Here is a 22,638-nt window from a genome sequence, read left to right as displayed (position 1 = left end):
GCACCCTAGTTGTCACGCAGTGGAATAATTGTGTCCTAGTGGTGCGTCGTGGATTTTTACAGTAGATATAAATTTGTTCCAAAGTGGTGCGTTTGCTAATTCTTTGGGCGAGATAGGTCGTCCAATACGTTGACGATACGTTTTTGTTCCGCTTGGTTTTGTGTGCTACTCCTCATTTTTCTTGCCTTCATATTTTCAATTACGGTTTGGCTAGGTAATAACCTCAGCTTTAAAACTCATTGGCGCGGCTCTTGCAGAGTTGTAGTTGTTGTAATACTTAGGACGAATTTTAATGTCGCAAAGTGAGCGTAATTAATCTAGGTGGCGAATAAATTATGATGTATTTTTCATGGAAAAAAATACAAAAGCTCCTGATTTCAATTCTGGTCGTGGGGTCGCAAAGTGGTCTTGCGAGTGATACAGAATTAGTGGATGTGAAGGCTGAAGCCCTGCGCTTTTACGCAACAATTAAGGCTGCAGAAAATGCCAATTCGGGTGAGCTGAATCGTGTTTCAGTCTATGTTGGAAATAATGCTGAAACCCTTGTTGTGCAAGCGGCTAAGATACAAATTGATGATCGCACCCCAGTGCGTTATGCCTACAGTAAAATTGAATCTAATGTTTTGTTAGATGGCGGCCTTCACGAAATTGAAAAATTACGATTACCTGTTGGAAATTACCGAATCCGAGCTGAAATTATTGCCCTTCCAAATGATGCTGGGCCGAATGCTGACCGTACCTTTCTGCGATTAGATCAAATGGTGAGTGTTAATAGTGAAACACACATAGAGTTAGGTGTTGTGAGTAACGGCATGACAAATATGATGGGTAGCGCAGAGTTGGCATTACGAGACTGGCGGCCCACGCTATGAAATTATCAATATTGATGGCGTTAATGGCCGCGTCGCTAAGTTCAGTGGTGTTTTCTGATAGCTATTCTCAGGAGTATTCTCCTGGCACGGGGCGAGACCCGCGATTGCGAGCGGCCTATTTCAATGCGCGAACCCATCGCCCATTTGATGCCCTAACAGAAGCAGCTGCAGCTGAGCAGAAAATGGGTGGGCAGTTAGCCATCTCAAATGAAATGGTAGCGGCCTTTAAGCTTGCTATAGCGGAGCTGGGGCTGGGCGTTGACGATGTTGGTGTTTCAATATTATCCGCCGCGAATGTTGACGGGCTTCAAGCGCCCCAGTCTCATCTTTATGAAAACTATAATCGTGGAGTGTCACTATTAAAATCGCCTTCTCCGCAGGATGGAGTACAAATTCTAACCGCTATTTCCACAGGGGAATACGGAGAAAATGATAATTTACTGCTTCAAGATAAGGCCAATTTAAGTTTGGGTTATTACTATATTGAAGCAGGCGATAATGTTGCTGCAATAAATTATTTTCGCCAAGTTAGGCGTTTAAGTTCTTATGCTAATAAGGCGCTAGTCGGTTTGGGTTGGGCCTTGTTGAGCCCAAATACACAAAGAAATAAAGTCGGTTTTGCAGCGCAGTCTGAAAGTGACGTGGTCGTAAGTGACTACTTGTGGTCAGGCTCAGAAGATGACATCGCTTGGTCTCGTAGAGAGTCCCCTTTTCGTCGTGCATGGGCAGTAGCCAAGGGTGAAAAAGAAAAAGACTTGCGTGCTGCAATGGTGCCGTGGATGGAGTTAATCAGTCGCGATCCGCTTGACCCTGCAGTGCAGGAAGTAATGTTAATTATTCCGTATTTAATGTTGCACTGGGACGGTCAAGAGCCGAGAGCCCAACAATATTATACCTCTGCTGTAGAGCGCTTAAAGCAAGCGATTACTGATTTAGATGTTATTGAGGAAGATATTCGTAGCGGCGGTTTAATAAAGAGTATCCGTAGCGCTGATGAGGCAGAAGATAACGGTTGGAATATTTGGTTGAGTGATTTAACCGCTAAGCGTATGGGCGGTTATCTGAGCTTAATACTAGATGCGCCTGGCTTTAGTGAGGCGCTTGGTGAGTTTCGCCAGTTAGATAGGATTTATACCCGATTAAACTCGGCCATTGAAGGTAGTGGTGGGGGAGTTAATAAGGATAAATCGCAGCGGTTATTACTTGAGGTTGAAGACCATCGTAGCTATTGGTCTGCCGCTCTAGAAAAAATAGCATTAGAAAAAATAGCCGAACGCCGACGTAGAACTGAGGCCTATTCTGCTGAGGCGGAATTTGCATTAGCTAGAAATTATGAGCGTCTTCGTCAACAGCTGTCTAGTGTTGTCTGGAGTGAAAACGAATCATGAGACTTGATTATTTCTTATCCAAAGTATGTGAATTTTCGATGGCTGAATCTAGGGCCTTGCTATTACTAGTATCGCTATCATGGGTGCTGCCTAGCTATGCAAGTGTCGATGGTGAAAGGCAGACTATTGGTGAGTACTTAGATAGGAGTGGGCAAAATCCTGATCGCTTAATCACACAGAAGCCACCCAAGCGAGAGATACCAAATGCAGCACAGGCTATCGAAGATGCAAGATTGTCAGCGATTGAGCATTATGAAAGGGTTATTAGTTTAAGTGCTGAACCGGCGGTGCGAGCTGAATCTCTGCGCCGAGCTGCAGATCTGAAGCTAGAGTATGCAGATTCTGAGTCAGCACATCTTGTGTCATCTAATCAAGATAGTGGATCTGTTGATGAGCAGGATAAGAGTTTGGGCGAAGCGATTAAATTATATACACAGTTGCTCACGGACTACCCCGATTACAGTGCTGCTGACCTTGTACTTTATCAATTGGCTCGAGCCTATGATCTTAATAGTATGGGTGATCGTTCCATCGATGTATTAAGACAGCTGTCTGCGGAATTTCCTCAATCAAAGCGTGTTAGTGAAGCCTCTTTTCGAGCCGCTGAGATGCTATATCTTCGCAAGCGTTATGAGGAAGCCATTGTTGAATATCAGCGAATTACCACAGCTGAGTCGGATGCTGAGTTTTGGTGGTTAGCGCAGTACAAGCAAGCGTGGACTTACTATCAATTAGATAACTACCGTGAATCGGTAGCATCATTTGCACAAATATTAAATGAAGTAGATCTTTCATCAGACGCAGCGACTCTGGAAGATATATTACTTTCAGCAATTGATAATAACGCTGAAATTGTAAGAGATACTGTTCGCGGCATGAGTAAGGCTTTTTCCAAATTTAGCAAAATAGAAGATATAAACGACTATTTGGCCGGTAATTCTGGTCGATATTATCCTGTCATTTATCGCGGTGTGGCTGAAATATTTAGTCAGGAAAAAAGATACACCGATGCTGCGTCTATGTATGAATCGTTCTCACGACAATATCCAAGTCACGAGCTAGCAAAGCAATATAGTGAATTGGCAATTGAACAGTATGTGAATGGAGGGTTTAGAGGATTGGCTGTGGCAGCGCAGGAGCAATACATTGCTGCGTATGGGGCTGGCAGTGAATTGTGGGAAGACCAAGAAGATAATGAAAATCATCGCGAATTAGTGCATCAATATATGGAGGCGGTTGTTGCGTATCGACACGCTGAGGCTCAGCAGCTCGCTAAAGAACAAAACTCGAATGCTAAGCCGCATTATTCAGCGGTGGCAGATCGGTATGCAGAGATCATATCTACTTTCCCAAATGATAAAAGTAATGGAGAAAATATAGCGCATTATGCCGATACGCTGTATGAGTCGGATCGATTTGATGAGGCTGCCATACAGTACGGAAAATTAGCCTATGAACCTAGCCTGACTGAAAATCCAGCTGATGCAGCGCTGGCACAAGTTAAATCATATCGACAATGGTTTGAGCTCTTAAAGCGTGAGGGTGCAAGTGAGGATGTGCTAAGTGAATCGCGAAAGTCGGTGTTTGAATCAATATCCGCTTTTGCATCACGATATCCAACACACGAGAAACGGTCCTTTATGCTGCTAGCTGCAGCAGAAGACTATTATCAGCTAGATAATTTTAACGATGTTATAGCCATTAGTTTACCGCTTGTTAATGCGGGTAACTGGAAGGATGAAAGTCTTCACAACAAAGCACTAGGGCTTTTAGCTGACGCGTATTTTTCTAAAGAAGATTATGTAAATGCTGAAAAATTCTATATTGCTCTTGTGCCTCGAATAGAGTCGGATAGTAATGATTTAAAAAATCTTGCACAGAGCCGGTTGGCGATTTCAGTATATCGTCAAGCTGAAGAGGCTAAAGATGACGGCGCAGCAAGAATCGCTGCTAATTTATTTCAACGCGCTGCGAGTTTGTCAACGGATAAGACACTAGTGGCAGATGCAATGTTTAATGCTGCGGGTCAATTGTATGAACTTAAAGACTGGGGGCAGAGTGCCAGCGTACTAAATCAATTTGTATCAGAATTCAGCGGCCACCAAATGATACTCGATGCAGAGAAGATGTTAGCTATCGCGTATGAAAAATCAGCAAACCCTCAGCGTGCTGCGGCTGTGTATGAACGCATTGCTCATCGTAAAGAATCACCAGCAGCGCTTCGTAGAACAGCGCAACTGACAGCGGGTAAGCTTTATATTTCTGCGGGACGTAATGGAGACGGTGAGCGTGTTCTTACTTCGTATTTAAAAAACTACCCCAATCCCTTGGGTGAGGCCCAGAAGATACGCCTTATGATTGCGGGCTTATACCCAGTGAACTCTACTACGCACCTCAAGTGGCTGCGAAATATTGTTGTTGCTGACGAGACTTCAGGGAGAAATAACTCCGCATCGCAACTTTTAGCTGCTGATGCAAGTTATACCTTGGCAATGTTAGATGTGAAGCGAGCTAATGCGGTTTCTCTTACTCTACCGATTGAAAAAAGCTTACCTCGCCGCCGTGCAGCAATGGAAAAAGCGATATCAGCGCTGATGAAAACTTCATCATATGGTTTCTCTGATGTAAGTACTTTGGCGAACTTTGAGTTGGGTGAGTTGTATCGGAAGTTCGCAATAGCATTAATGGAGTCTGAAGTTCCTAAGAAAATGGACGACGATGTACTTGAGCAATATATGATTCTTTTGGAAGAGCAGGCCTATCCATTTGAAGAGAAAGCCATTGCAGAATATGAAACAAATATGGCGTTAGTCGGTGAAGGTGTCTGGACATCAGGTGTTCGGAAAAGTTTATTTGCATTGGCCAAATTAGCACCAGCTAAATATGGTAAGCAGCCTAAGTTAGAGAAAGTTTATGATTCATTATATTAAGCCAATTGCGCTGATCTATCTGGCTAGTCTATTACTTGCTTGCTCCAGTTCGACCCAGCAGGCGGTAAGTCGAGATCGGCCTCAACGACAGTACTCTCAGGATTATGATAAGGCCATCGTCGCCATGCAGAATGGTGATATTGAATCAGCTAGGAATGGGTTCTATGCGCTTACTCAAAAGGCTCCCAGTTATACTGGCCCTTGGACAAATTTGGGCATCATTTACGCTAATCAAAGGAATTACATAGAATCTGAAAGACATTTTAAGGAAGCACTGAAGCGCCAAGCACAAAACACGGTGGCGATGAACTGGCTTGCCTATATTAGCAAGATTAAAAAGGATTATTACTCTGCATCAATTTTGTATCAACGTGCGATCGAGGTTGATCCAGAATATTCTGAAGCTCATCTAAATCTTGCAATATTATATGAAGAAAATTTATCTAGACCAAAAGATGCGTTGATACATTATAAGTTGTATCAGTCGCTAACTGGAGAGACTAATAATCTAGTTAGCGCTTGGATCCATAACTTAGAAGAAAGTATCAATAATTATGTGGCATCAAATGGGGAGGTCGACTAATGAAATATTTTCTATTTCTAGGTTATATTTTTTTTACGATTCCATTTTCTTATTCTGATGAGAGCTCAAGCAATAGCGATGTCGTTATGGGTATGACTGTGCATGGCGATGTTGCCGCTGCTGTTGGTTTGTATCTAATGCCGTGGAAAAATGAAGAATTGAGCGATGTAGATAGACCACCTCGCTTGTTAGATGAAAATATTGCAGTAATTGATGCAGAAGAATTTATACACCAGGCAGAGTGGGAACAAGCTAAGCGTGACTACCAACTTTGGCGTTTGCAAAGAAATAATTGGTAGTTTTAGATTTTGTTTTTGAATTTTTATGATTTTCTATGAGGGTTTTATATGGAAGCGATCAATAGCTTCGTTGTTTTTTTTAACAATGGTGGGCACTTTATGTACCCGATTGCCGTTGTGCTTGCTTTTGCACTGGCGATCAGTATTGAGAGATATATTTTTATTGGAAAAGCCCTGAGAGAAAATCGACGTTTGTGGGAAAAAGTTTCTCCTTTACTTGGCGAAAACAATCTCAGTGAAGCAGAAGCTTTAGTTGTCGATTCCGATGTGGCAGTCGCACGTATTTTAAATGAGGGCTTGCTGAAGGCGAGCACATCAACGCGTCGTGCAGAACTGGAAATGGCGACGGAGGATAGCTTGGTGTCGATATTGCCGACTATTGAGCGCCGGACTCATTATCTAGCCACTTTTTCGAACGCAGCAACCTTGCTTGGTTTGCTGGGAACGGTACTTGGCTTAATTACAGCATTTGGTGCATTGGGTGGTGCAGATCCAGTTGAAAAAGCCAATCTACTTTCTGCGGGTATATCAGAGGCGATGAGTTGTACGGCATTTGGCTTAATGGTGGCTATACCCAGTCTCTTTGCTCATGCATACCTTCAGAGTCAGGCGGAAGAGTTGGTCAATACATTGGAATCGGCGTGTGCAAGATTTGTATCGTTGGTGAGCAATAGTAATGCGATTCAGGTCAAGTAGTAGCGCAGTATTAGGCAATACATGAGGAGCGGTTGTGACGTCAATATTTCCAAGTGAACCCGGTTACGATGAGGTAGATTGTCGGCGTTCCCGACGGACTCGTCGATTGAAGCGGAAGCTGAAAAGCAATAGCGACGAAGAATTAAATATCGTATCGATGATTGATGTTTTTGCCGTAATGGTTTTTTTCTTGCTGGTTGGTTCTTCTATCTCTGCGAGTAAATTACACACCTTGAATTTGACGATCCCTGTTGCTAGTAATTCGCCGGCTGAATCAGATGATGACTTTCATTTAGCTGTCAGTTTGTATGCTGATAAAGTTGTAGTCTCACAAGAGGGGGAAGAGAACAGCATTAAATTTGTTAATGGCCAAGTTGACGCTACTGCTCTATTAGATAGTTTGAAAGAAATTAAAGCGCAACACCCTGAGGAAGAGCGGGTTAGCTTGCTGGTAGAAGATAAGGTTTCTTATGAACAAATTATACGGGTAATGGATGTGCTTAGAATGCCGGTATCTTCATCTGATGCGTCCGCAGAAACCGCGCTTTTCCCTGGGATTTCTATGGGTGATGCCGCCGTAGATCTAAACACGGATTAAAGGTAAAGGAAGTCAATGAGCTACTCAGCTGCCGATAGGCGCATTATCCGTAAGATTAAACAGGCGAAACGACAGGTTTCTATTAATGTTGTATCGCTTATTGATATTTTTGCAATCCTTGTTTTCTATTTACTAGTAAATGCCCTAGTTGTTGAGGTTATTCCAGAATACCAAAATCTGAAATTGCCTGATTCTGTGTCGCAAGAAAAGGCAGTACGCACGGTGGCCGTTGCCATTAGTGATGATAGTATTTTGGTTGATGAAGATGTCGTGATGAGTGTAGAAGCGGCGCTGTTGGACGAAGAGAGAGTGCTTGCAATCTTATCGTTAGCCCTCGATGCCAAAGTAAATGAATCAGAAAAACCAGATGATGAGCTAGGCCTTTTGGATGTGAATATCGTTGCAGACCATAAAACACCTTACCATCTTTTGAAAAAGGTATTGGCCACCTGTGTTGATGCAAAATTCGGTAAAGTATCCTTAGCAGTGAGGGCACTTGAAGGGAGTGATGGCTGATGAGTAATACGATTGAACATAATATGCTGGGATTCGATAGCTGGGGGATTCATCTCGATGCAGATAGACGCTTCAGAAAAATCCTTATTAATGTTCTTGGTGTCACCTGTGTTTTGCTCATTGCGATGTCTTATTGGGTGATGGCGCCATCAGATGATTTGCTTGAAGAAAAAAAGGAAGACTACTTTTTAGAAATCATTAAGCCTGCACCGATAGAAAAGCCAAAACTTGAGTTACCCAAGGTGGTTGAAAAAAAGGTGGTAGAAAAAAAAGTTATACCTCCTAAGCCCGTCGAAGTGGTAAAGAAGGCCGTGCCAGCTCCTAAACCCAAAGCGAATCAAGTTGCAGAGCGTAAAGCTGTAGACAAAGTTGCCGCTGCGAAGAAAGTCGCTGCAGCAAGTGGGGTTATGGCTTTTAGTGAACAGTTGGCAGTAATGAGAGAAACCAATTCTTCCGCTGTTGCATCTGCTAACACACTGCGTGATAGGGGTAGTGTTTTGGAAGAGATGAATGCACCTTCTGATAATATCCTTAGTACGAGCAGTAATGGAATTAAATCCGGCGTAAGTAACGGGGAAAATATTAGTGATCAAGGTCAAAAGCTCGTTATTGGAAAACATACTACCCAGAAAGTCTCATCTTTTGATGGAGGGCAACAAGTCGCTGCTGCTACCAGGGGTGGTTCAGCAGCTTCAGGCCCGCAAGGTCGAAGCTTAGAAGAAATCCAATTGGCTTTTGATAAGAGCAAAAGTGCTTTTTACGCAATTTTTAATCGCGCAGCGAGAAAGGATGCAAGCATCGGAACGGGCACCGTTGTTGTCTCTTTGACTATTCAGCCAGATGGGACTGTCAGTGATTGTAAAATTGTATCGTCTAGTTTCTTTAACCCTGACTTGAAAGAGAAGCTTATTCAGCGAGTTAAAAGAATAAGGTTTGAAAGTAAGTCAGTTCCTGTCTTTGTGTATGATAGTTATCCTATCAGCTACGTTCCATCCTAATTAATCGCTATATGTCGCGAGTATTAGCTATTATTTAGGGGCATACCTTAGCCTGAGCTTTAATCTACTCTTTGCTGATAAACCACCTAATGTTTGGAAAAATGTTGGGTTGGTTAGGCAATAAAAAGGCGGAGTTAACTAGTTGCTCATTCAGGGGGGGAACAACAGTTAACAGCTAACTCCGCAATCCGAAAATTAATGATCTTTACTTTAGTCTTCCGAATTAACGCATTTGAAATGACAAAGTAATTTTTGATCCTATGGGGTTCTATCTATATAGACTTTGTGTCAGTAGTTTACTTAATGACCGATAATTCTCTGTGGCTCGACGTTGAATAGTCAAATTTAGCTTTGAGATATAAGAAAATGCCTCTTTAGTTATTAGTTTCTCCTGTAGTGTATGCTTCATCCAAAACCCATTGCTTGTCCTGATAATGTATATATTACTTCCTCTCTTTCTATATTGATCAATTCAGCTGTACTAGTCGTAATAATCTATTTCTAGAATAAGACACAATAGGGCCTTGGGTTTCTGGTCATATAACAGCAATTAAAATGCCAATAGTGCTTGGTTATCCTGAGGAGGAGCGGGTTTCCTTATGAAATTGATAAAAGAATGTACACGAAAAATAATTAAGGAAATTTAAATAAGGTTTTTTGGGGTTTGTTTCTGTTTGGTGCGATTAATACTGTTGGTTTTGCATCAGCGTATGATTTTTTTGATTATATTTGGAGCGTCTGCGCACTATATGCATGCTGTTTTTGATAATTAGTGTGATGATTTCTGGAATATTATCGGTTTTATAACAGATAGTATTTTAAACGTACTATTGTGACATATTTATTTCTAAGCTTTTATTCCCTCAGATGTTGATAGTGCGCATGCCAAGTTGGTGCTCGAATGTAGTGCAGTGTGGGGGCAAGTGGCTTTCTTGTTTTTGGCTGCATAAGTGTGCAGAGCTTTTGGTTTGTCTTTTTTGAACTTCAGTGCAAAAAAAAACTGTGCACTGAAATTTTGCGGTTTTATTTTTACAAGCAATAAAGTGACGCTAATTGTTGAAAACCATGCTTTTTGGCCCTATTTGGTGCCATCTTTCTGTTCGGTCACCTCTAAAGATGCACCATAAATGCCCCTTCTGGTTTTTGTCTGAGGCTGTTTTTTACGTGCTTTTACCATATGGCACAGCCGTTGCTAGTTGTGAAGTGCACCCTTAAAAAGACGAATTTCGTGCTCAAGGGATAGTGAAGTTAGACAGTGATATTACGAATTAACACGAACTAATTTTTATTATTTTTATTCTTTGGGTACAGAATTTTCGCGAGAACGCGGGGCATTTATTTATGCATTGTGGTTTGTCTATTGATTAGGAGCATCAAAATGGAAGTAGCAAAAAGTAGTAAGTTAAAAGGTGCGGCATTAGTCGTAGCAATGCTCGCGAGCGGTATCTCACACGCCGATTGGTTTGATGACGGTAAGGTATTGGCAACGGGCGGCGTTAGCATGATTGATGGCGCTGGTGGTGGTGGTATTACACCTTGGGCAACAATTACAGGTTACGGAACAGATCAGGGTATTAACGGTAACGTACATTATACCTACGCGCCTCTGGCGAACTACACACTTCATTCTCTTGGTGTGGCAGTCGGTTTTTGGGATCGTTTTGAATTGTCGTACACGACCAGTTCATTAACAACAGGCTCTACGTTTAACACTGTAGGTTTGGTTGTTGATACAGTAAATGATCTTACTCAAGAACTTGGTGTGCCGGTAGACACTGGTATTGATCCATGGAATACCACTATTGATATGGAAATCATCGGTGCAAAATTGCGTGTATGGGGTGATGCAGTTTATGATTCTGATAGTTTCATGCCTCAGATCGCAATTGGTGGTTTCTACAAAACCAATAAAAACGAAGAGCTGTTAACTACCTTGGGTGCTGATACAGCGAAGGATTGGGAAGCGTATATTTCTGCGACCAAAATCCTTTTCCCCATTAATACCCTTATCAATATTACCGCACGTTATACCGCTGCTAACCAGACTGGTTTAACAGGTTTTGGTGGTCCAGATGGGAGTGATAAAGAATTCCGTCCTGAAGTGTCATTAGCGTACTTGCTACGTAAAGACACCGTAATTGGTGTGGAATGGGCTCAACATGGTGATAACCAGAGTGGGCAAAGCATCCAGGTTTCTGGGCTGTCTTTGACTTCTGTAACAGGTATTTTGGGTGATCTAGGTCTTGGCGGTGTTGAGAATACCCTGGAGCAACAAGAAAGTGATTGGTTTGATGCTTTTGTTGCTTTCTTCCCAAGTAAAAATCTATCTATCACAATGGCATATGCGATGTTAGGTAATATCACGCTTACTCCTGATCAGCACGGTTTTTACATGTCATTACAAGCCAGCTTCTAATTGTAGTTAAGAACTTATTTTTAAAATCAGGAGAGAATTATGAAACAGATATTTCGCACTATGGCCATGGCTTTTATGCTAACAGTGGCGGCGGCACCAAGTTTTTCACAAGGTAAAACCCCAACTTACCCACCTATCGATGCTGATGCACTTGAGCAGTTTGGTGGTCCTGAGGGCGTTCGCAACTGGGTAGAAGGTCTTTTCTACTACATTATGCTTGATAACCGTATCAACCACGTATTCCGTGAGTTCGGTAATATTGAGCGTCAAATTTTCTTAAACACTCAGTTTCTTCAAGTGGTGTTAGGTGGAAATGATGCTGAATATCAAGGTGCAAGTATGGCTGCAGCTCACTCTGATTTAGGTATCACTGTGACTCAATTTAATGCAGTTGTTGAAGCGGCCTATAACTCATGTGAGCGTATTCAGCTTACTTATGAGGCTTGTAACTTAATGATTGCTGGCTTGGCTCCTTATAAGCACGCCATCGTAACTCGTTAATCGGTATCTGGAGAACGCATGCTTTATCAATGTGAAAAAGCGGGCGAGGCGGCATCTTTTGATGCCGCTGTTTCTGCCCCTAAGTCAAAAATTGTTTTATTTGTTGCTCTGTTTGTTGCTCTGTTAGGCGCTACGCCTGTCAAAGCTTTTGAGCTTTATAAAACATTCCAAACCCCGGATGTGTTTTTGGCCGAGGTGTTCAATAACAGTGTACCTGCACCAAAAATGTTGATGTTAGATAACGCTTCACAACGGAAGATTTCTGCTGTGTTCAATCGTTCATTCCCGCAGCAACGTGTTCGCTACTGGGAAGACGGTGAAAGAACAGTGTGGATATTTGATGACATTGGTAAAGAAGGTTATGTGCCAACCACATGTGGGTTTGTCATTAACAATGGTGTTGTCGATGTTTCTAAGGTGCTTGTCTATCGTGAATCTCGTGGTGAGCAGGTAGCTGAACCTTCTTTTCTTAATCAAATTAATGGTTCTAAAGCAGCTGGTAATAGTCTAGATAAGCCCATTGATAATATTACTGGGGCTACTTTGTCAGTAGTTATGATGAAGCGTATGGCGCGAACGGCAATTACATTAGATTCTCTCGTAGGGAAGTGAAATTCGTAGTAAAGGGGGTTGTATGCATGATCAAAATGCGCTTCGTAAAGCTGATGTTCAAGAAGCGGCAGGTAGAGTTGACGCGCCAGTTAAACCAAGACCAGTTATGAAAACAGTGAAGCCAGCAGTGAAAAAAAAACCTAAATTAAATGTATCGATGCTACTAAGAAAGTGGCACCAACGGGTTGGCTTGTTTGCTTTCATTTTTATGGGTTGGCTTGGTTTTAGTGGGGTACTGCTTAATCAAAGTGTCAGTATGGGGCTTGATGCGATTCGGGTGAACTCGGTTGCATTAATGTCGATGTACGGTCTTTATGCACAGGTTCCCGAAAACGGATTTCGATCTGGTGATCACTGGTTGGTGACTACCACAGAAAATACAGTGCTGAATGACACTATGTTGGCTCAGCATATCCCGTCACCTCTTGGCTTTGTTGATGTAAATAACGCGCTTGGCGAAACCTTGTACGTTGCAACAAACGATAAGCTAACCTTGTTGTCACCAGAGGGTGTGGTCATTGAAGAGCAAAGTGGCTTCATGTTACCTGTTGGTCATATTCGAAATCTTGGTTTGTTAGAAAAAGACGGAAGTGCTTATTTGGCGCTACAAGGTGAGAATACGTACATCACTGAAGATGGATTATCTTGGAATGAGCTGGATGTAGTAGATGGAGTTTCTTGGTCGGCACTGGAAGGTTTACCTGACGAAGCAAAAGCCGATGTCGAGCCTTTTTCTCACCCTACAGTAGCGCTTGAGCAAGTGCTGATTGATTTGCACAGTGGTCGTTTATTTGGTAGTTTGGGTACTACTTTAATTAACCTTGTTGGCGTTGCGGCTGTTTTACTTTCTATTACGGGTGTTTGGATGACATGGCGAACTAACCGTATGCGGAATGCACGTCAGAAGAAATAGGTGTTGATTATTTATTTTAAGCCGTCCAGTGGTGTTGGCCTGGGGCTTATGTCGGAGGTTTTTATGAAAAAATATTATTGTATGTATACCGCTGCAGCATTAACAACTATGTTTTTAGGTGCGTTTATTTCTGCCGATGTTCTTGCAGCAGGAGCAGATGCTAAAGTTGCCATTAAGAGTTATAAATTTGGCCCGCAAGCAATAACCGTTCAGCCGGGTCAAAGTGTAGTTTGGGAAAATATGGATAGCTCTACCCATACTGTACTAATAGATGGTAAAGAAAGTCCTAGATTACGAAAGGGCGATGATTATAGTCAGATGTTCTCCGAGCCAGGCGTGCATAAATATCAGTGCGGTCTGCATTCTTCTATGAAAGGTGTGATCACGGTTGCAAGTGCTGGTATGGCAAGCTCTACTTCTGCACATGTAGCCCCTAGTGCTGTGCAAGTAAGCAGCCCCAGTGCAGTGCATGTTCACTCGTCTAGTCCTTCGGTTCCAAAACAAGTAACGCCTTCGGTTCCTAGCAGGGTATCGTCTAGCATGGCCATTAAGAAGGTGGGGTCACCTAGCCCTAGCCCAGTCGCGCCAACTCCTGATGCCGCGCATCAAAAGCCCAATACGGTGTCAATAGTGGATTTTATGCGCTTTACTCCTACTGTATTGAAAGTAAAAGCTGGTACCACTGTGACCTGGGATAATTTAGATGGCTCTAATCATATTATCCAAATGGGCAATGTTCGCAGCCCTAGAATGCGGCATCATTCGAGCTTTACCTACACCTTTGATAAGCCAGGAGAATATCCGTATATCTGTGCTATTCATGGTGACAAAATGTCCGGAACTATTATTGTAATGTAATGGTACTGATCGCCACCTTCGAACAGGTCCTCAAAGGTGGCGATTTATCAATGTGATTATTAACAGGAACTTGCCCAAGCAATCTCTCCATCTCATTGAGATAAAAGATTTACCCTCTTGCTTCCCTCTCTTGGTTTCTTTAATAAACGTTTACTCTTCTTGCATATACCGTCTGTGCGGTTTGCTCCTGCTAAGACTGCTTTGTTAGCGTAGAGCTGGCGCGATTGCAGTGATACCATGCCACTCAGTATTTTCTGCGCGGTGTTCTTATTTTATGCATCTTCATATTTTAGGTATTTGCGGTACGTTTATGGGTGGCTTAGCCATTCTTGCCCGTGAATTAGGGCATACCGTAACGGGTTCGGATGCCAATGTTTACCCGCCTATGAGTACGCAATTGGAGTCTCAGGGGATTACCTTAATGGAAGGTTATGATCCTGCGCACTTATCGCCTGAACCTGACCTGGTTGTTATAGGCAATGCAATGTCGCGGGGAAACCCAGCGGTTGAGCATGTGTTAAACCGTGGAATTCCTTATACCTCGGGCCCGCAATGGTTGAGTGATCATGTCCTGCAAAGTCGTTGGGTGCTCGCATGTGCGGGAACACACGGTAAGACAACCACAAGTAGTATGTTGGCGTGGGTTTTGGAAGACTGTGGTTTTCAACCTGGATTTTTAATTGGTGGTGTGCCCGGTGACTTTGGATTATCGGCGCGCTTGGGGCAGTCTGACTTCTTTGTGATTGAGGCGGACGAGTACGACAGTGCCTTTTTTGATAAACGCTCAAAGTTCGTTCATTACCGCCCTTACACGGCCATACTCAATAATTTGGAGTTTGATCACGCCGATATCTTTGATGATTTGGCGGCAATTCAGCGACAATTTCATCATTTGGTTCGCACCGTGCCAGCCATTGGTCGCATTGTTGTTCCAGCCGCAGCCCCAGCGTTAAATGAGGTGCTGGAAATGGGGTGCTGGAGCGAAGTTGAGCGAGTCAGCAGTCATCAAGGCCAAGTGGCAGAGTGGCAGGCTGAGGTACAAAGTGATGACTACTCCGTTTTTAATGTGTTTTATCGCGGTGTACTGCAGGGGCAGGTGAATTGGGATCATACCGGTGAACATAATGTAAACAATGCCTTAGCGGCGTTGGCGGCGGCGCATCATATCGGTGTTCAAGCAAAAGACGGTATCACAGCGCTGTGCCAGTTTCGAGGTGTTAAGCGGCGAATGGAATTGCTCGCTACCGTTGCAGGCATTGCCGTTTACGATGATTTCGCCCACCACCCCACGGCAATTGAGACCACCTTGAAGGGTTTGAGGGGGCGTGTTGAGGGTGGTCGAATTGTCGCTTTGATAGAACCAAGATCAAACACCATGCGTATGGGGGTGTATAAAGACCGGTTGGCGCCTGCCACAGCTTGCGCTGATGAGGTGATTTGGTATCAGCCTCCTGGTCTTGATTGGTCGTTGGATTCAGTCATCTCGCAAAGTCAGGTGCCAGCGCGCCTCAGTACGGATTTGGATGCGAGTATTCGTGAGTTGGTGCTATCACTTAAAGAGGGAGACCGATTAGTGATTATGAGCAATGGCGGTTTTGGTGGCGTGCATCAGCGGTTATTACGCGCATTGCGTACGCGCTGGGAGCGTGGCGAATGAAAGCAGTAACATTGGCAATGACTGGGGCGTCAGGAGCGCAGTACGGCTTACGTCTTTTAGAGTGTTTGCTGGCAGCCAAATGCGAAGTACATTTTATTATATCGAAAGCGGCGCTTTTGGTGGTGGCTACTGAGACGGATCAACCCTTGCCTGCACGCTCTAGTGCTTTGCGAAGACATTTATGCGAACGCTTTTCCTGTACTCCGGAGCAGCTGAAAGTGCATGGCTTGGAGGATTGGATGGCGCCGGTTGCGTCGGGTAGTGGTGCGCCATCCTCGATGGTGGTGTGTCCCGCCAGTACTGGAACGCTTTCTGCTATAGCTTGCGGAGCAAGCAATAATTTAATTGAACGCGCGGCTGATGTGGCACTCAAAGAGCGTCGCCAGCTTATTTTAGTGCCCAGAGAAATGCCCTTATCGGCAATTCATTTACAGCACATGCTAAGTTTGACGCAAATGGGGGCGACGATAATGCCAGCTTCACCGGGGTTTTATCGGCAGCCGCAAAGTGTGGCGGATCTGATAGATTTTGTGGTTGCTCGCATTCTGGATCATTTGGGTATTGAACAAACATTGTTGCCACGCTGGGGTGAATAATAATTAGCGGTAAACATGGTGGTTTGCTGCAAGTATTAAGTTAGCATTATTTATAATAAGTACCGGGTATTGGCTCGGTCTTCATTCGTTTATTGAGGGTTTGGCATGGCTGCGTCGCTGTTTTCGTTGTATCAACGCATAGTGTTGAAAAATGCATTTTGGGTCATGGTGATTTTGCTGGCGAGCATGACGTGGTTGGCGACGTATATTCCAAGTTTGAAACTGGATGCCTCGGCAGATGCATTGGTGCTAGAGGGTGATAGCTCTCTCGACTTTTATCGAGAGGTTAGCAAACGCTACGGTTCAGAAGACTTTCTGCTGGTGACCTACCAGCCCAATGAAGACTTGTTTGCCCCTGAACAGTTAAAAACATTGGATGAGATGCGAGGACGTTTAGCGACACTGCCAAATGTCTCTTCGGTGAACTCTATTTTGGACATACCCTTGCTGCAGAGCCCCAGAGTATCCTTGGGGCAAGTCACGGGCGGTGAGATTCCAACCTTGCGCAGCCCTGATATTGACATTGAGCTTGTCAAAAAAGAGCTTGCGACTAGCCCTATTTATAAATCATTGCTTACTAGCGCTGATGGCACTACGACGGCGATTCAGGTCAACTTGAAACGTGATGAGCGTTATTTTGAATTGTTGGGGCAGCGCGATGCCTTGCGCGCTAAAGGCGAGGAGAATGCGCTTTCTGCGGATGAACAAAGTGAGTTAATTGAACTTGAAAAAACTTTTGCGGATTATACCTCTGAAGCACACGAGCGGCAGGCAAGTTTAGTCGCCCAAGCGAGGGATATTGTCAAAGATTACCGCGACGACGCTACTGTATTCTTGGGTGGTGTACCGATGATCGCCGTGGATATGATCGATTTTGTGAAAGGTGATTTAAAAGTTTTTGGCACAGGAATTTTGATCTTCATTGTTGTGTTGTTGGTAGCTATTTTTCGCAGCTGGCGGTGGACGCTGCTTCCGCTTTCTACTTGTGTGCTCAACGTGGTGTTCATGTTGGGTTTACTTAGCTTTTTAGATTGGAAGTTGACGGTTATTTCTGCCAATTTTGTAGCGCTACTGTTAATTATTACGTTATCAATCACCATACATTTGGTTGTGCGCTATCGCGAATTCGCGGCGGCACAACCTAACGCAGATCAATATACCTTGGTCTCTGAAACGGTTGGCGTGATGATGCGGCCCTGTATTTATACTGCGTTGACGACACTGGTTGCCTTTGCTTCTCTGGTTGTTAGCGGAATTCGCCCTGTTATCGATTTTGGCTGGATGATGACGATAGGTGTTGTTGCTGCATTGGTGCTGACATTTATTGTTTTGCCCTGCGTACTGATGTTGTTAAAACCAAGAGCCGAGAAAGGTGGAAAGGACGAGCCGGCGACGTATACCCGCTACTTTGCTTTGGCAGCAGAATACTATGGTAAGACAATCTTGCTGGTGTCTGGCGGTCTGTTGGTGTTGAGTGTTTGGGGGATATCCCAACTCAAGGTTGAAAACCGTTTCATTGATTATTTTCACGACACCACCGAAATTTATCAGGGAATGGAGACCATTGACTCTGAGCTTGGTGGAACAATCTCTCTCGATATCATTATAGACCTTCCAAAACAAAAACCGCTTGCGGATACCCCTGCTATCGCTGATGATTTTGGCGATGACTTTGCTGATGATTTCAGTGATGCATTTGATGATGATTTTGGCGGTGACGATTTTAGTGGCGGTGGGGCGTCGCAAAGCGAATGGTTTACCGTGGCAGGTATGCAGCGTATTAAGACTGTGCATGATTATGTTGATGGCTTACCTGAAACCGGCAAGGTCATGTCTCTTGCGACCTTCTATGAGGTCATGCAGATTGTGATGGGCAATGTAGATGACCTCCAGTTGGCCCTAGCTGAGCGCTCACTTCCGGAGTCAATTACCTCAATATTAATGGATCCTTATTTGGCTGCAGATGTCGACCAGGTTCGGATTAATGTGCGGGTAAAAGAGACTAGCCGGAGCTTAAGTCGTCAGCAATTACTCGCGGATGTTCGCACTCATTTGGTTGATGAGCTGGGTTTTGAGCCTGAGCAAGTCCACCTTACGGGTATGTTGGTGTTATATAACAATATGCTGCAAAGCTTATTTACTTCACAAATTATGACTTTGAGTGCGGTATTTGTGGCAATTTTAGTGATGTTTGTTGTGCTGTTTCGCTCAGTGAGTTTAGCTTTGATTGCGCTTACCCCGAACCTTCTAGCCGCGGGTGCGGTGCTTGGAGGGATGGGTGTGGCCGGAATACCACTCGATATGATGACGATTACGATTGCTGCCATCACCGTGGGGATTGGGGTAGACGACACTATTCATTATGTCCACCGCTTTAAGGAAGAGTTTGCCCATGACCAGAACTATTTGGCAGCGATGTATCGCAGTCATGCCAGTATCGGTAAGGCCATGTATTACACCTCCATTATCATCGTGTTTGGTTTTTCAATTCTGACCTTATCTAACTTTACGCCCAGCATTTATTTTGGCTTGTTGACCGGACTGGCGATGGCGGCGGCCCTATTGGGGGCATTGCTATTACTGCCAAAGCTTATTTTATTGGTTAAGCCTTTGGGGCCTGATGCTGGAGAGCCTGCTTAATGTTGGATTCGACTACTGAAAACAGTGCTGAATTGCCGTTATTTCCTCTGCGTACAGTATTGTTTCCCGGTGGTCGTATGGGCTTGCGGATTTTTGAGCGGCGTTATTTGGATTTGGTGCGCGACACCATGCGCTCCCAAAGCAGCTTTGGCATTGTGTGGATGCCAGAAGGCGGTAAAGAAGTATTGTCGCCAGGTGATAAGCAGGCCACGCTAGCCTTAATGGGGACCGAAGCACGAATTGCAGATTGGGATCAGCTGCCTGACGGCCTGCTCGGTATTGTCGTTGAGGGCGGGCGTCGCTTTCAGATTGGCCGTGCGCAATTGGCTGATACGGGCTTGTATATAGGCGATGTCGAATGGTTGCCCGAACAAGCAGATTTACCGTTGCCGCCGCGCAGTGAAGAATTGCACGACTTATTGTTGCAACTTGGTGAGCATCCTCATGTTCAGCGTTTAGGAATGACGCTGGACATCGACGAGGCTGGTGCACTGGCCTACCGGCTTGCTCAGCTACTGCCCCTTCCTGAGGAGCAGGCGTATCAATTGTTGAGTATTAATGACCCGCTGCAGCGATTGGATACTCTCCATGAGCTGCTAGATGGTTTAGCTAGTTAGTGATAATCGCTTGGGCGATATTGTTGATAGTGAGACCATTTCCAATCCGCTATACTAGCCGTCTTTTTATTCTTAGCCATATTTAGTGCTGAGGAAGGTTGTCTTGCAGACTTTATTTTTTGCGAGGCGACATGGGTGGAGCAAGCCCTAAGTCATCAGTGCGGGTGCGGAGAGCCAGACGTTAATGGACATTAAACACTATATGGGCCAGCTGGGGCGGCAAGCTCGGCAGGCATCGCGAGCTATTGCAGCAGCAGATAGCGGCGTAAAAAATCGCGCATTGCTTGCAATGGCGGCATCGGTGGATGCACATCGCGAGGCGATATTACTGGCAAATGCTAAGGACCTTGCTGCGGGTGAAAACAATGGTTTAGAGCCTGCATTAATGGATCGCTTAGCTTTAAATGACAAGGGTATCGACGGCATTATTGAAGGCCTGACTCAGGTTGCCGCGCTGGCAGACCCTGTGGGTGCAATTAGTGACCTTAACTACCGCCCTAGTGGCATACAGGTGGGTAAGATGCGAGTACCTCTAGGTGTTGTGGGCATTATTTATGAATCTCGCCCGAATGTGACCTTAGAAGCCGCCAGTTTGTGCTTGAAGTCGGGTAATGCTGCAATTTTACGTGGTGGTTCTGAGGCAATTCACTCTAATCAAGCACTGGCTATGTGTATTCGAGAAGGTTTGGCCTCGGTGGGCTTGCCAGAAACAGTGGTACAAGTATTGGAAACCACAGATCGTGCGGCAGTAGGTGAGTTAATCACTATGCCGGAATTTGTTGATGTGGTTGTACCCCGTGGTGGTAAGGGGTTGATTGAACGTATTTCACGCGATGCGACGGTCACAGTGATTAAGCATTTAGATGGTATTTGTCATGTTTATATTGATGATGCCGCTGATGCGGATAAAGCGTATGCAATAGCGTTAAACGCGAAGACCCACCGTTATGGTACTTGCAATACCATGGAGACCTTGCTCATTGCAGAAACTCGTGCTGAGGAGCTATTGCCGAGAATTGCGGAAGCGATGATGGAAAAAGGCGTAGAATTGCGAGGCTGTCCGCGTACGCGACAAATATTTATGGGCGCCGTAGAGGCTTCAGAGGAGGATTGGGCGACGGAATATCTCGCGCCAATTTTGTCAATTCGTGTTGTGTCGGGCTTAGAGCAGGCAATGGACCATATTGCGCAATTTAGTTCGGGGCATACCGAGTCAATCGTTACTGAAAACTATACTGTTGGTCGTCGTTTTTTACGTGAGGTGGATTCTAGCTCGGTGATGATTAATGCGTCGACGCGGTTTGCTGATGGTTTTGAGTATGGTTTGGGCGCAGAAATTGGGATTTCAACAGATAAGATTCACGCTCGTGGCCCTGTTGGCTTAGAAGGCCTGACCTCCCAGAAATATATCGTGCTTGGCGACGGCCATATTCGGGTCTAGATGACGGATTTACAGCATAATTCAGACGCGCAGGCTAAAGAGCGCCACTCTGTTGCGATCTTTGGTGGCACCTTTGACCCCATACACAATGGTCATTTGCGTTCAGCGATAGAAATTAAAGAGGCATTAGGCGTGAGTGAATTGCGTCTAATGCCCAGCCATCGCCCCCCTTTGCGTGGTGCACCTGGTGCGGAAAGTCGCCAGCGGCTAGCCATGGTGAATGCGGCAATTTGTGGCGAAGTGGGGTTATTTAGTGATGATCGCGAATTAAAGCGTGATGGACCGTCTTATACGGTGGATACCCTGCGGGATCTGCGTGTGGAAATGGGCGAGGCAGTGTCGCTTACCGTAGTGATGGGCAGCGATGCCTTTAATCAATTACATCGCTGGCAGGACTGGCAGTCTTTGTTTGAATTGGCCAATGTATTGTTGCTTCATCGAGCCGATCACCCTGTAGCGGCACAGGCTGATGTCGACCAATTTACTGCAGCGCGCCGGGTTACCGACGTTTGCTCTTTAAAAACGATGAGTGCCGGTGGTTTTTATGAGTTAGGTTTGATTCAGTTGCCTATTTCGGCAACGGATATTAGGCAACGGCTGGCCTCCGGTAGGTCGATTCGATACCTTGTTCCCGACGCTGTAGCGAGCTATATCGCTGAACACGGTTTATACACAATGAAAGATATAGGAAATCCTGTTTAATGGATGCAGAACAACTTAAAAAGCTTGTTGTCGATTCGCTTGAAGATGTTAAAGGCCGAGACATTGTGGTCTTAGATGTGCGCGGCATGAGTGGTGTAACCGATTTTATGGTGGTGTGCAGTGGCACCTCGAATCGCCATGTAAAGTCATTAGCGAACAATGTGTGGGTTGACGCTAAAAAATCTGACGTTGTGCCACTAGGCATGGAAGGTGAGGATGCTGGCGATTGGGTGTTGGTAGATTTTGGTGATGTGGTGGTACATATCATGTTACCTGAAGCCCGGCTTTTTTATGACCTAGAGCGCTTGTGGCAAGTGCCTGTGCCTGGAAGCGATGAGAGTTAGTCTAATTTGTATCGGCACTAAAATGCCGGCATGGGTAGAAGCGGGGGTGGCTGAGTATCGCAAGCGGCTTCCGGCGGAAATTAATTTTGAGATTAAAGAGCTTCCCCTGCCTAAGCGAGGCAAAAATACGGATATTCGTCGCGCTATTAGTCAAGAAGGCGATGCAATGAAAGCGGCGATTCCGTCAGGAGATCACGTTGTTGCTTTAGATGTATTAGGTAAGGGGGTGAGCACTGAAAGCTTGTCAGAGTCTTTGCGTCGCTGGCAAATGGATGGTGACAATATCAGTATCTTAGTGGGCGGCCCCGATGGCTTGAGTGAATCCTGCTTGGCTATAGCGCGTCAGAAATGGTCTTTATCGGCAATGACTCTTCCACACCCGCTGGTGAGAGTGATATTTGCTGAGCAGCTATATCGGGCTTGGACTATTCTTAATAATCACCCTTATCACCGCTGATGGC

The 22,638-nt window shown here is 44.8% G+C and carries 22 protein-coding genes; all 22 read left to right on the top strand.

Annotated elements, in window-relative coordinates; translation table 11 throughout:
- Positions 1-335: 335 nt before the first annotated feature.
- The 22 genes from AELLOGFF_RS13095 (at position 336) to rlmH (ending at position 22,634) form a co-directional block, all read left to right on the top strand.
- Positions 336-872: a hypothetical protein gene (locus AELLOGFF_RS13095; protein ID WP_159269156.1), complete on the top strand. Its 537-nt coding sequence runs from the start codon at positions 336-338 to the stop codon at positions 870-872.
- Positions 869-2,260, top strand: coding sequence for a hypothetical protein (locus tag AELLOGFF_RS13090; protein ID WP_159269155.1), 1,392 nt, complete (start codon positions 869-871; stop codon positions 2,258-2,260). The genes AELLOGFF_RS13095 and AELLOGFF_RS13090 overlap by 4 nt, the downstream gene beginning before the upstream one ends.
- Before the next feature lie 38 nt (positions 2,261-2,298).
- Positions 2,299-5,190, top strand: coding sequence for a tetratricopeptide repeat protein (locus tag AELLOGFF_RS13085; protein WP_159269154.1), 2,892 nt, complete (start codon positions 2,299-2,301; stop codon positions 5,188-5,190).
- Positions 5,174-5,773, top strand: a complete 600-nt coding sequence (locus tag AELLOGFF_RS13080; RefSeq protein WP_159269153.1) for a tetratricopeptide repeat protein — start codon at positions 5,174-5,176, stop codon at positions 5,771-5,773. Before AELLOGFF_RS13085 ends, AELLOGFF_RS13080 begins: the two co-directional genes overlap by 17 nt.
- Complete coding sequence (locus AELLOGFF_RS13075) at positions 5,773-6,072, top strand: hypothetical protein (RefSeq protein ID WP_159269152.1); 300 nt, start codon at positions 5,773-5,775, stop codon at positions 6,070-6,072. The genes AELLOGFF_RS13080 and AELLOGFF_RS13075 overlap by 1 nt, the downstream gene beginning before the upstream one ends.
- A 48-nt stretch (positions 6,073-6,120) precedes the next feature.
- Positions 6,121-6,768 carry a MotA/TolQ/ExbB proton channel family protein gene (locus AELLOGFF_RS13070; RefSeq protein ID WP_200842670.1) on the top strand — a complete coding sequence of 216 codons (648 nt, stop codon included), beginning with the start codon at positions 6,121-6,123 and terminating at the stop codon, positions 6,766-6,768.
- A gap of 34 nt (positions 6,769-6,802) precedes the next feature.
- Entirely contained in the window at positions 6,803-7,366 is a 564-nt protein-coding gene (locus tag AELLOGFF_RS13065) for an ExbD/TolR family protein (protein ID WP_159269151.1), read from the top strand.
- A 15-nt stretch (positions 7,367-7,381) separates the two neighbouring features.
- On the top strand, positions 7,382-7,882 hold the full coding sequence (locus tag AELLOGFF_RS13060) for an ExbD/TolR family protein (protein ID WP_159269150.1): 501 nt from the start codon (positions 7,382-7,384) through the stop codon (positions 7,880-7,882).
- Positions 7,882-8,880, top strand: a complete 999-nt coding sequence (locus AELLOGFF_RS13055; protein WP_159269149.1) for a TonB family protein — start codon at positions 7,882-7,884, stop codon at positions 8,878-8,880. The genes AELLOGFF_RS13060 and AELLOGFF_RS13055 overlap by 1 nt, the downstream gene beginning before the upstream one ends.
- Before the next feature lie 1,378 nt (positions 8,881-10,258).
- Complete coding sequence (locus AELLOGFF_RS13050) at positions 10,259-11,296, top strand: DUF3034 family protein (RefSeq protein ID WP_159269148.1); 1,038 nt, start codon at positions 10,259-10,261, stop codon at positions 11,294-11,296.
- A gap of 39 nt (positions 11,297-11,335) precedes the next feature.
- The gene (locus AELLOGFF_RS13045; protein WP_159269147.1) at positions 11,336-11,797 is read left to right on the top strand and encodes a group I truncated hemoglobin; all 462 of its coding nucleotides are present in this window, start codon (positions 11,336-11,338) and stop codon (positions 11,795-11,797) included.
- An 18-nt stretch (positions 11,798-11,815) separates the two neighbouring features.
- Positions 11,816-12,409, top strand: a complete 594-nt coding sequence (locus tag AELLOGFF_RS13040) for an FMN-binding protein (protein WP_159269146.1) — start codon at positions 11,816-11,818, stop codon at positions 12,407-12,409.
- Positions 12,410-12,431: 22 nt separating this feature from the next.
- On the top strand, positions 12,432-13,322 hold the full coding sequence (locus AELLOGFF_RS13035) for a PepSY domain-containing protein (RefSeq protein WP_159269145.1): 891 nt from the start codon (positions 12,432-12,434) through the stop codon (positions 13,320-13,322).
- Between the two features lie 63 nt (positions 13,323-13,385).
- On the top strand, positions 13,386-14,180 hold the full coding sequence (locus AELLOGFF_RS13030) for a cupredoxin domain-containing protein (RefSeq protein WP_159269144.1): 795 nt from the start codon (positions 13,386-13,388) through the stop codon (positions 14,178-14,180).
- A 274-nt stretch (positions 14,181-14,454) separates the two neighbouring features.
- A complete protein-coding gene (mpl, locus tag AELLOGFF_RS13025) occupies positions 14,455-15,837 on the top strand; it encodes a UDP-N-acetylmuramate:L-alanyl-gamma-D-glutamyl-meso-diaminopimelate ligase (RefSeq protein ID WP_159269143.1) in 1,383 nt (460 codons plus the stop codon).
- Entirely contained in the window at positions 15,834-16,433 is a 600-nt protein-coding gene (locus AELLOGFF_RS13020; RefSeq protein ID WP_159269142.1) for a flavin prenyltransferase UbiX, read from the top strand. Before mpl ends, AELLOGFF_RS13020 begins: the two co-directional genes overlap by 4 nt.
- A gap of 105 nt (positions 16,434-16,538) precedes the next feature.
- Positions 16,539-19,073 carry an efflux RND transporter permease subunit gene (locus tag AELLOGFF_RS13015; RefSeq protein WP_159269141.1) on the top strand — a complete coding sequence of 845 codons (2,535 nt, stop codon included), beginning with the start codon at positions 16,539-16,541 and terminating at the stop codon, positions 19,071-19,073.
- Entirely contained in the window at positions 19,073-19,690 is a 618-nt protein-coding gene (locus AELLOGFF_RS13010) for an LON peptidase substrate-binding domain-containing protein (RefSeq protein WP_159269140.1), read from the top strand. Before AELLOGFF_RS13015 ends, AELLOGFF_RS13010 begins: the two co-directional genes overlap by 1 nt.
- 184 nt (positions 19,691-19,874) lie before the next feature.
- Positions 19,875-21,131 (top strand): glutamate-5-semialdehyde dehydrogenase, encoded by a 1,257-nt coding sequence (locus tag AELLOGFF_RS13005; RefSeq protein WP_159269139.1) that lies wholly within the window; start codon positions 19,875-19,877, stop codon positions 21,129-21,131.
- Positions 21,132-21,833, top strand: a complete 702-nt coding sequence (gene nadD, locus AELLOGFF_RS13000; protein WP_159269138.1) for a nicotinate-nucleotide adenylyltransferase — start codon at positions 21,132-21,134, stop codon at positions 21,831-21,833.
- Positions 21,833-22,177 (top strand): ribosome silencing factor, encoded by a 345-nt coding sequence (gene rsfS / locus AELLOGFF_RS12995; RefSeq protein WP_159269137.1) that lies wholly within the window; start codon positions 21,833-21,835, stop codon positions 22,175-22,177. The genes nadD and rsfS overlap by 1 nt, the downstream gene beginning before the upstream one ends.
- A complete protein-coding gene (gene rlmH, locus AELLOGFF_RS12990; protein WP_159269136.1) occupies positions 22,167-22,634 on the top strand; it encodes a 23S rRNA (pseudouridine(1915)-N(3))-methyltransferase RlmH in 468 nt (155 codons plus the stop codon). Before rsfS ends, rlmH begins: the two co-directional genes overlap by 11 nt.
- Positions 22,635-22,638 lie beyond the last annotated feature (4 nt).

The organism is Zhongshania aliphaticivorans, assembly GCF_902705875.1.
Lineage (GTDB): Bacteria > Pseudomonadota > Gammaproteobacteria > Pseudomonadales > Spongiibacteraceae > Spongiibacter > Spongiibacter aliphaticivorans_A.
The sequence above is the reverse complement of the archived record's forward strand: the minus strand, read 5'-3'. Positions and strand labels throughout refer to the sequence as shown.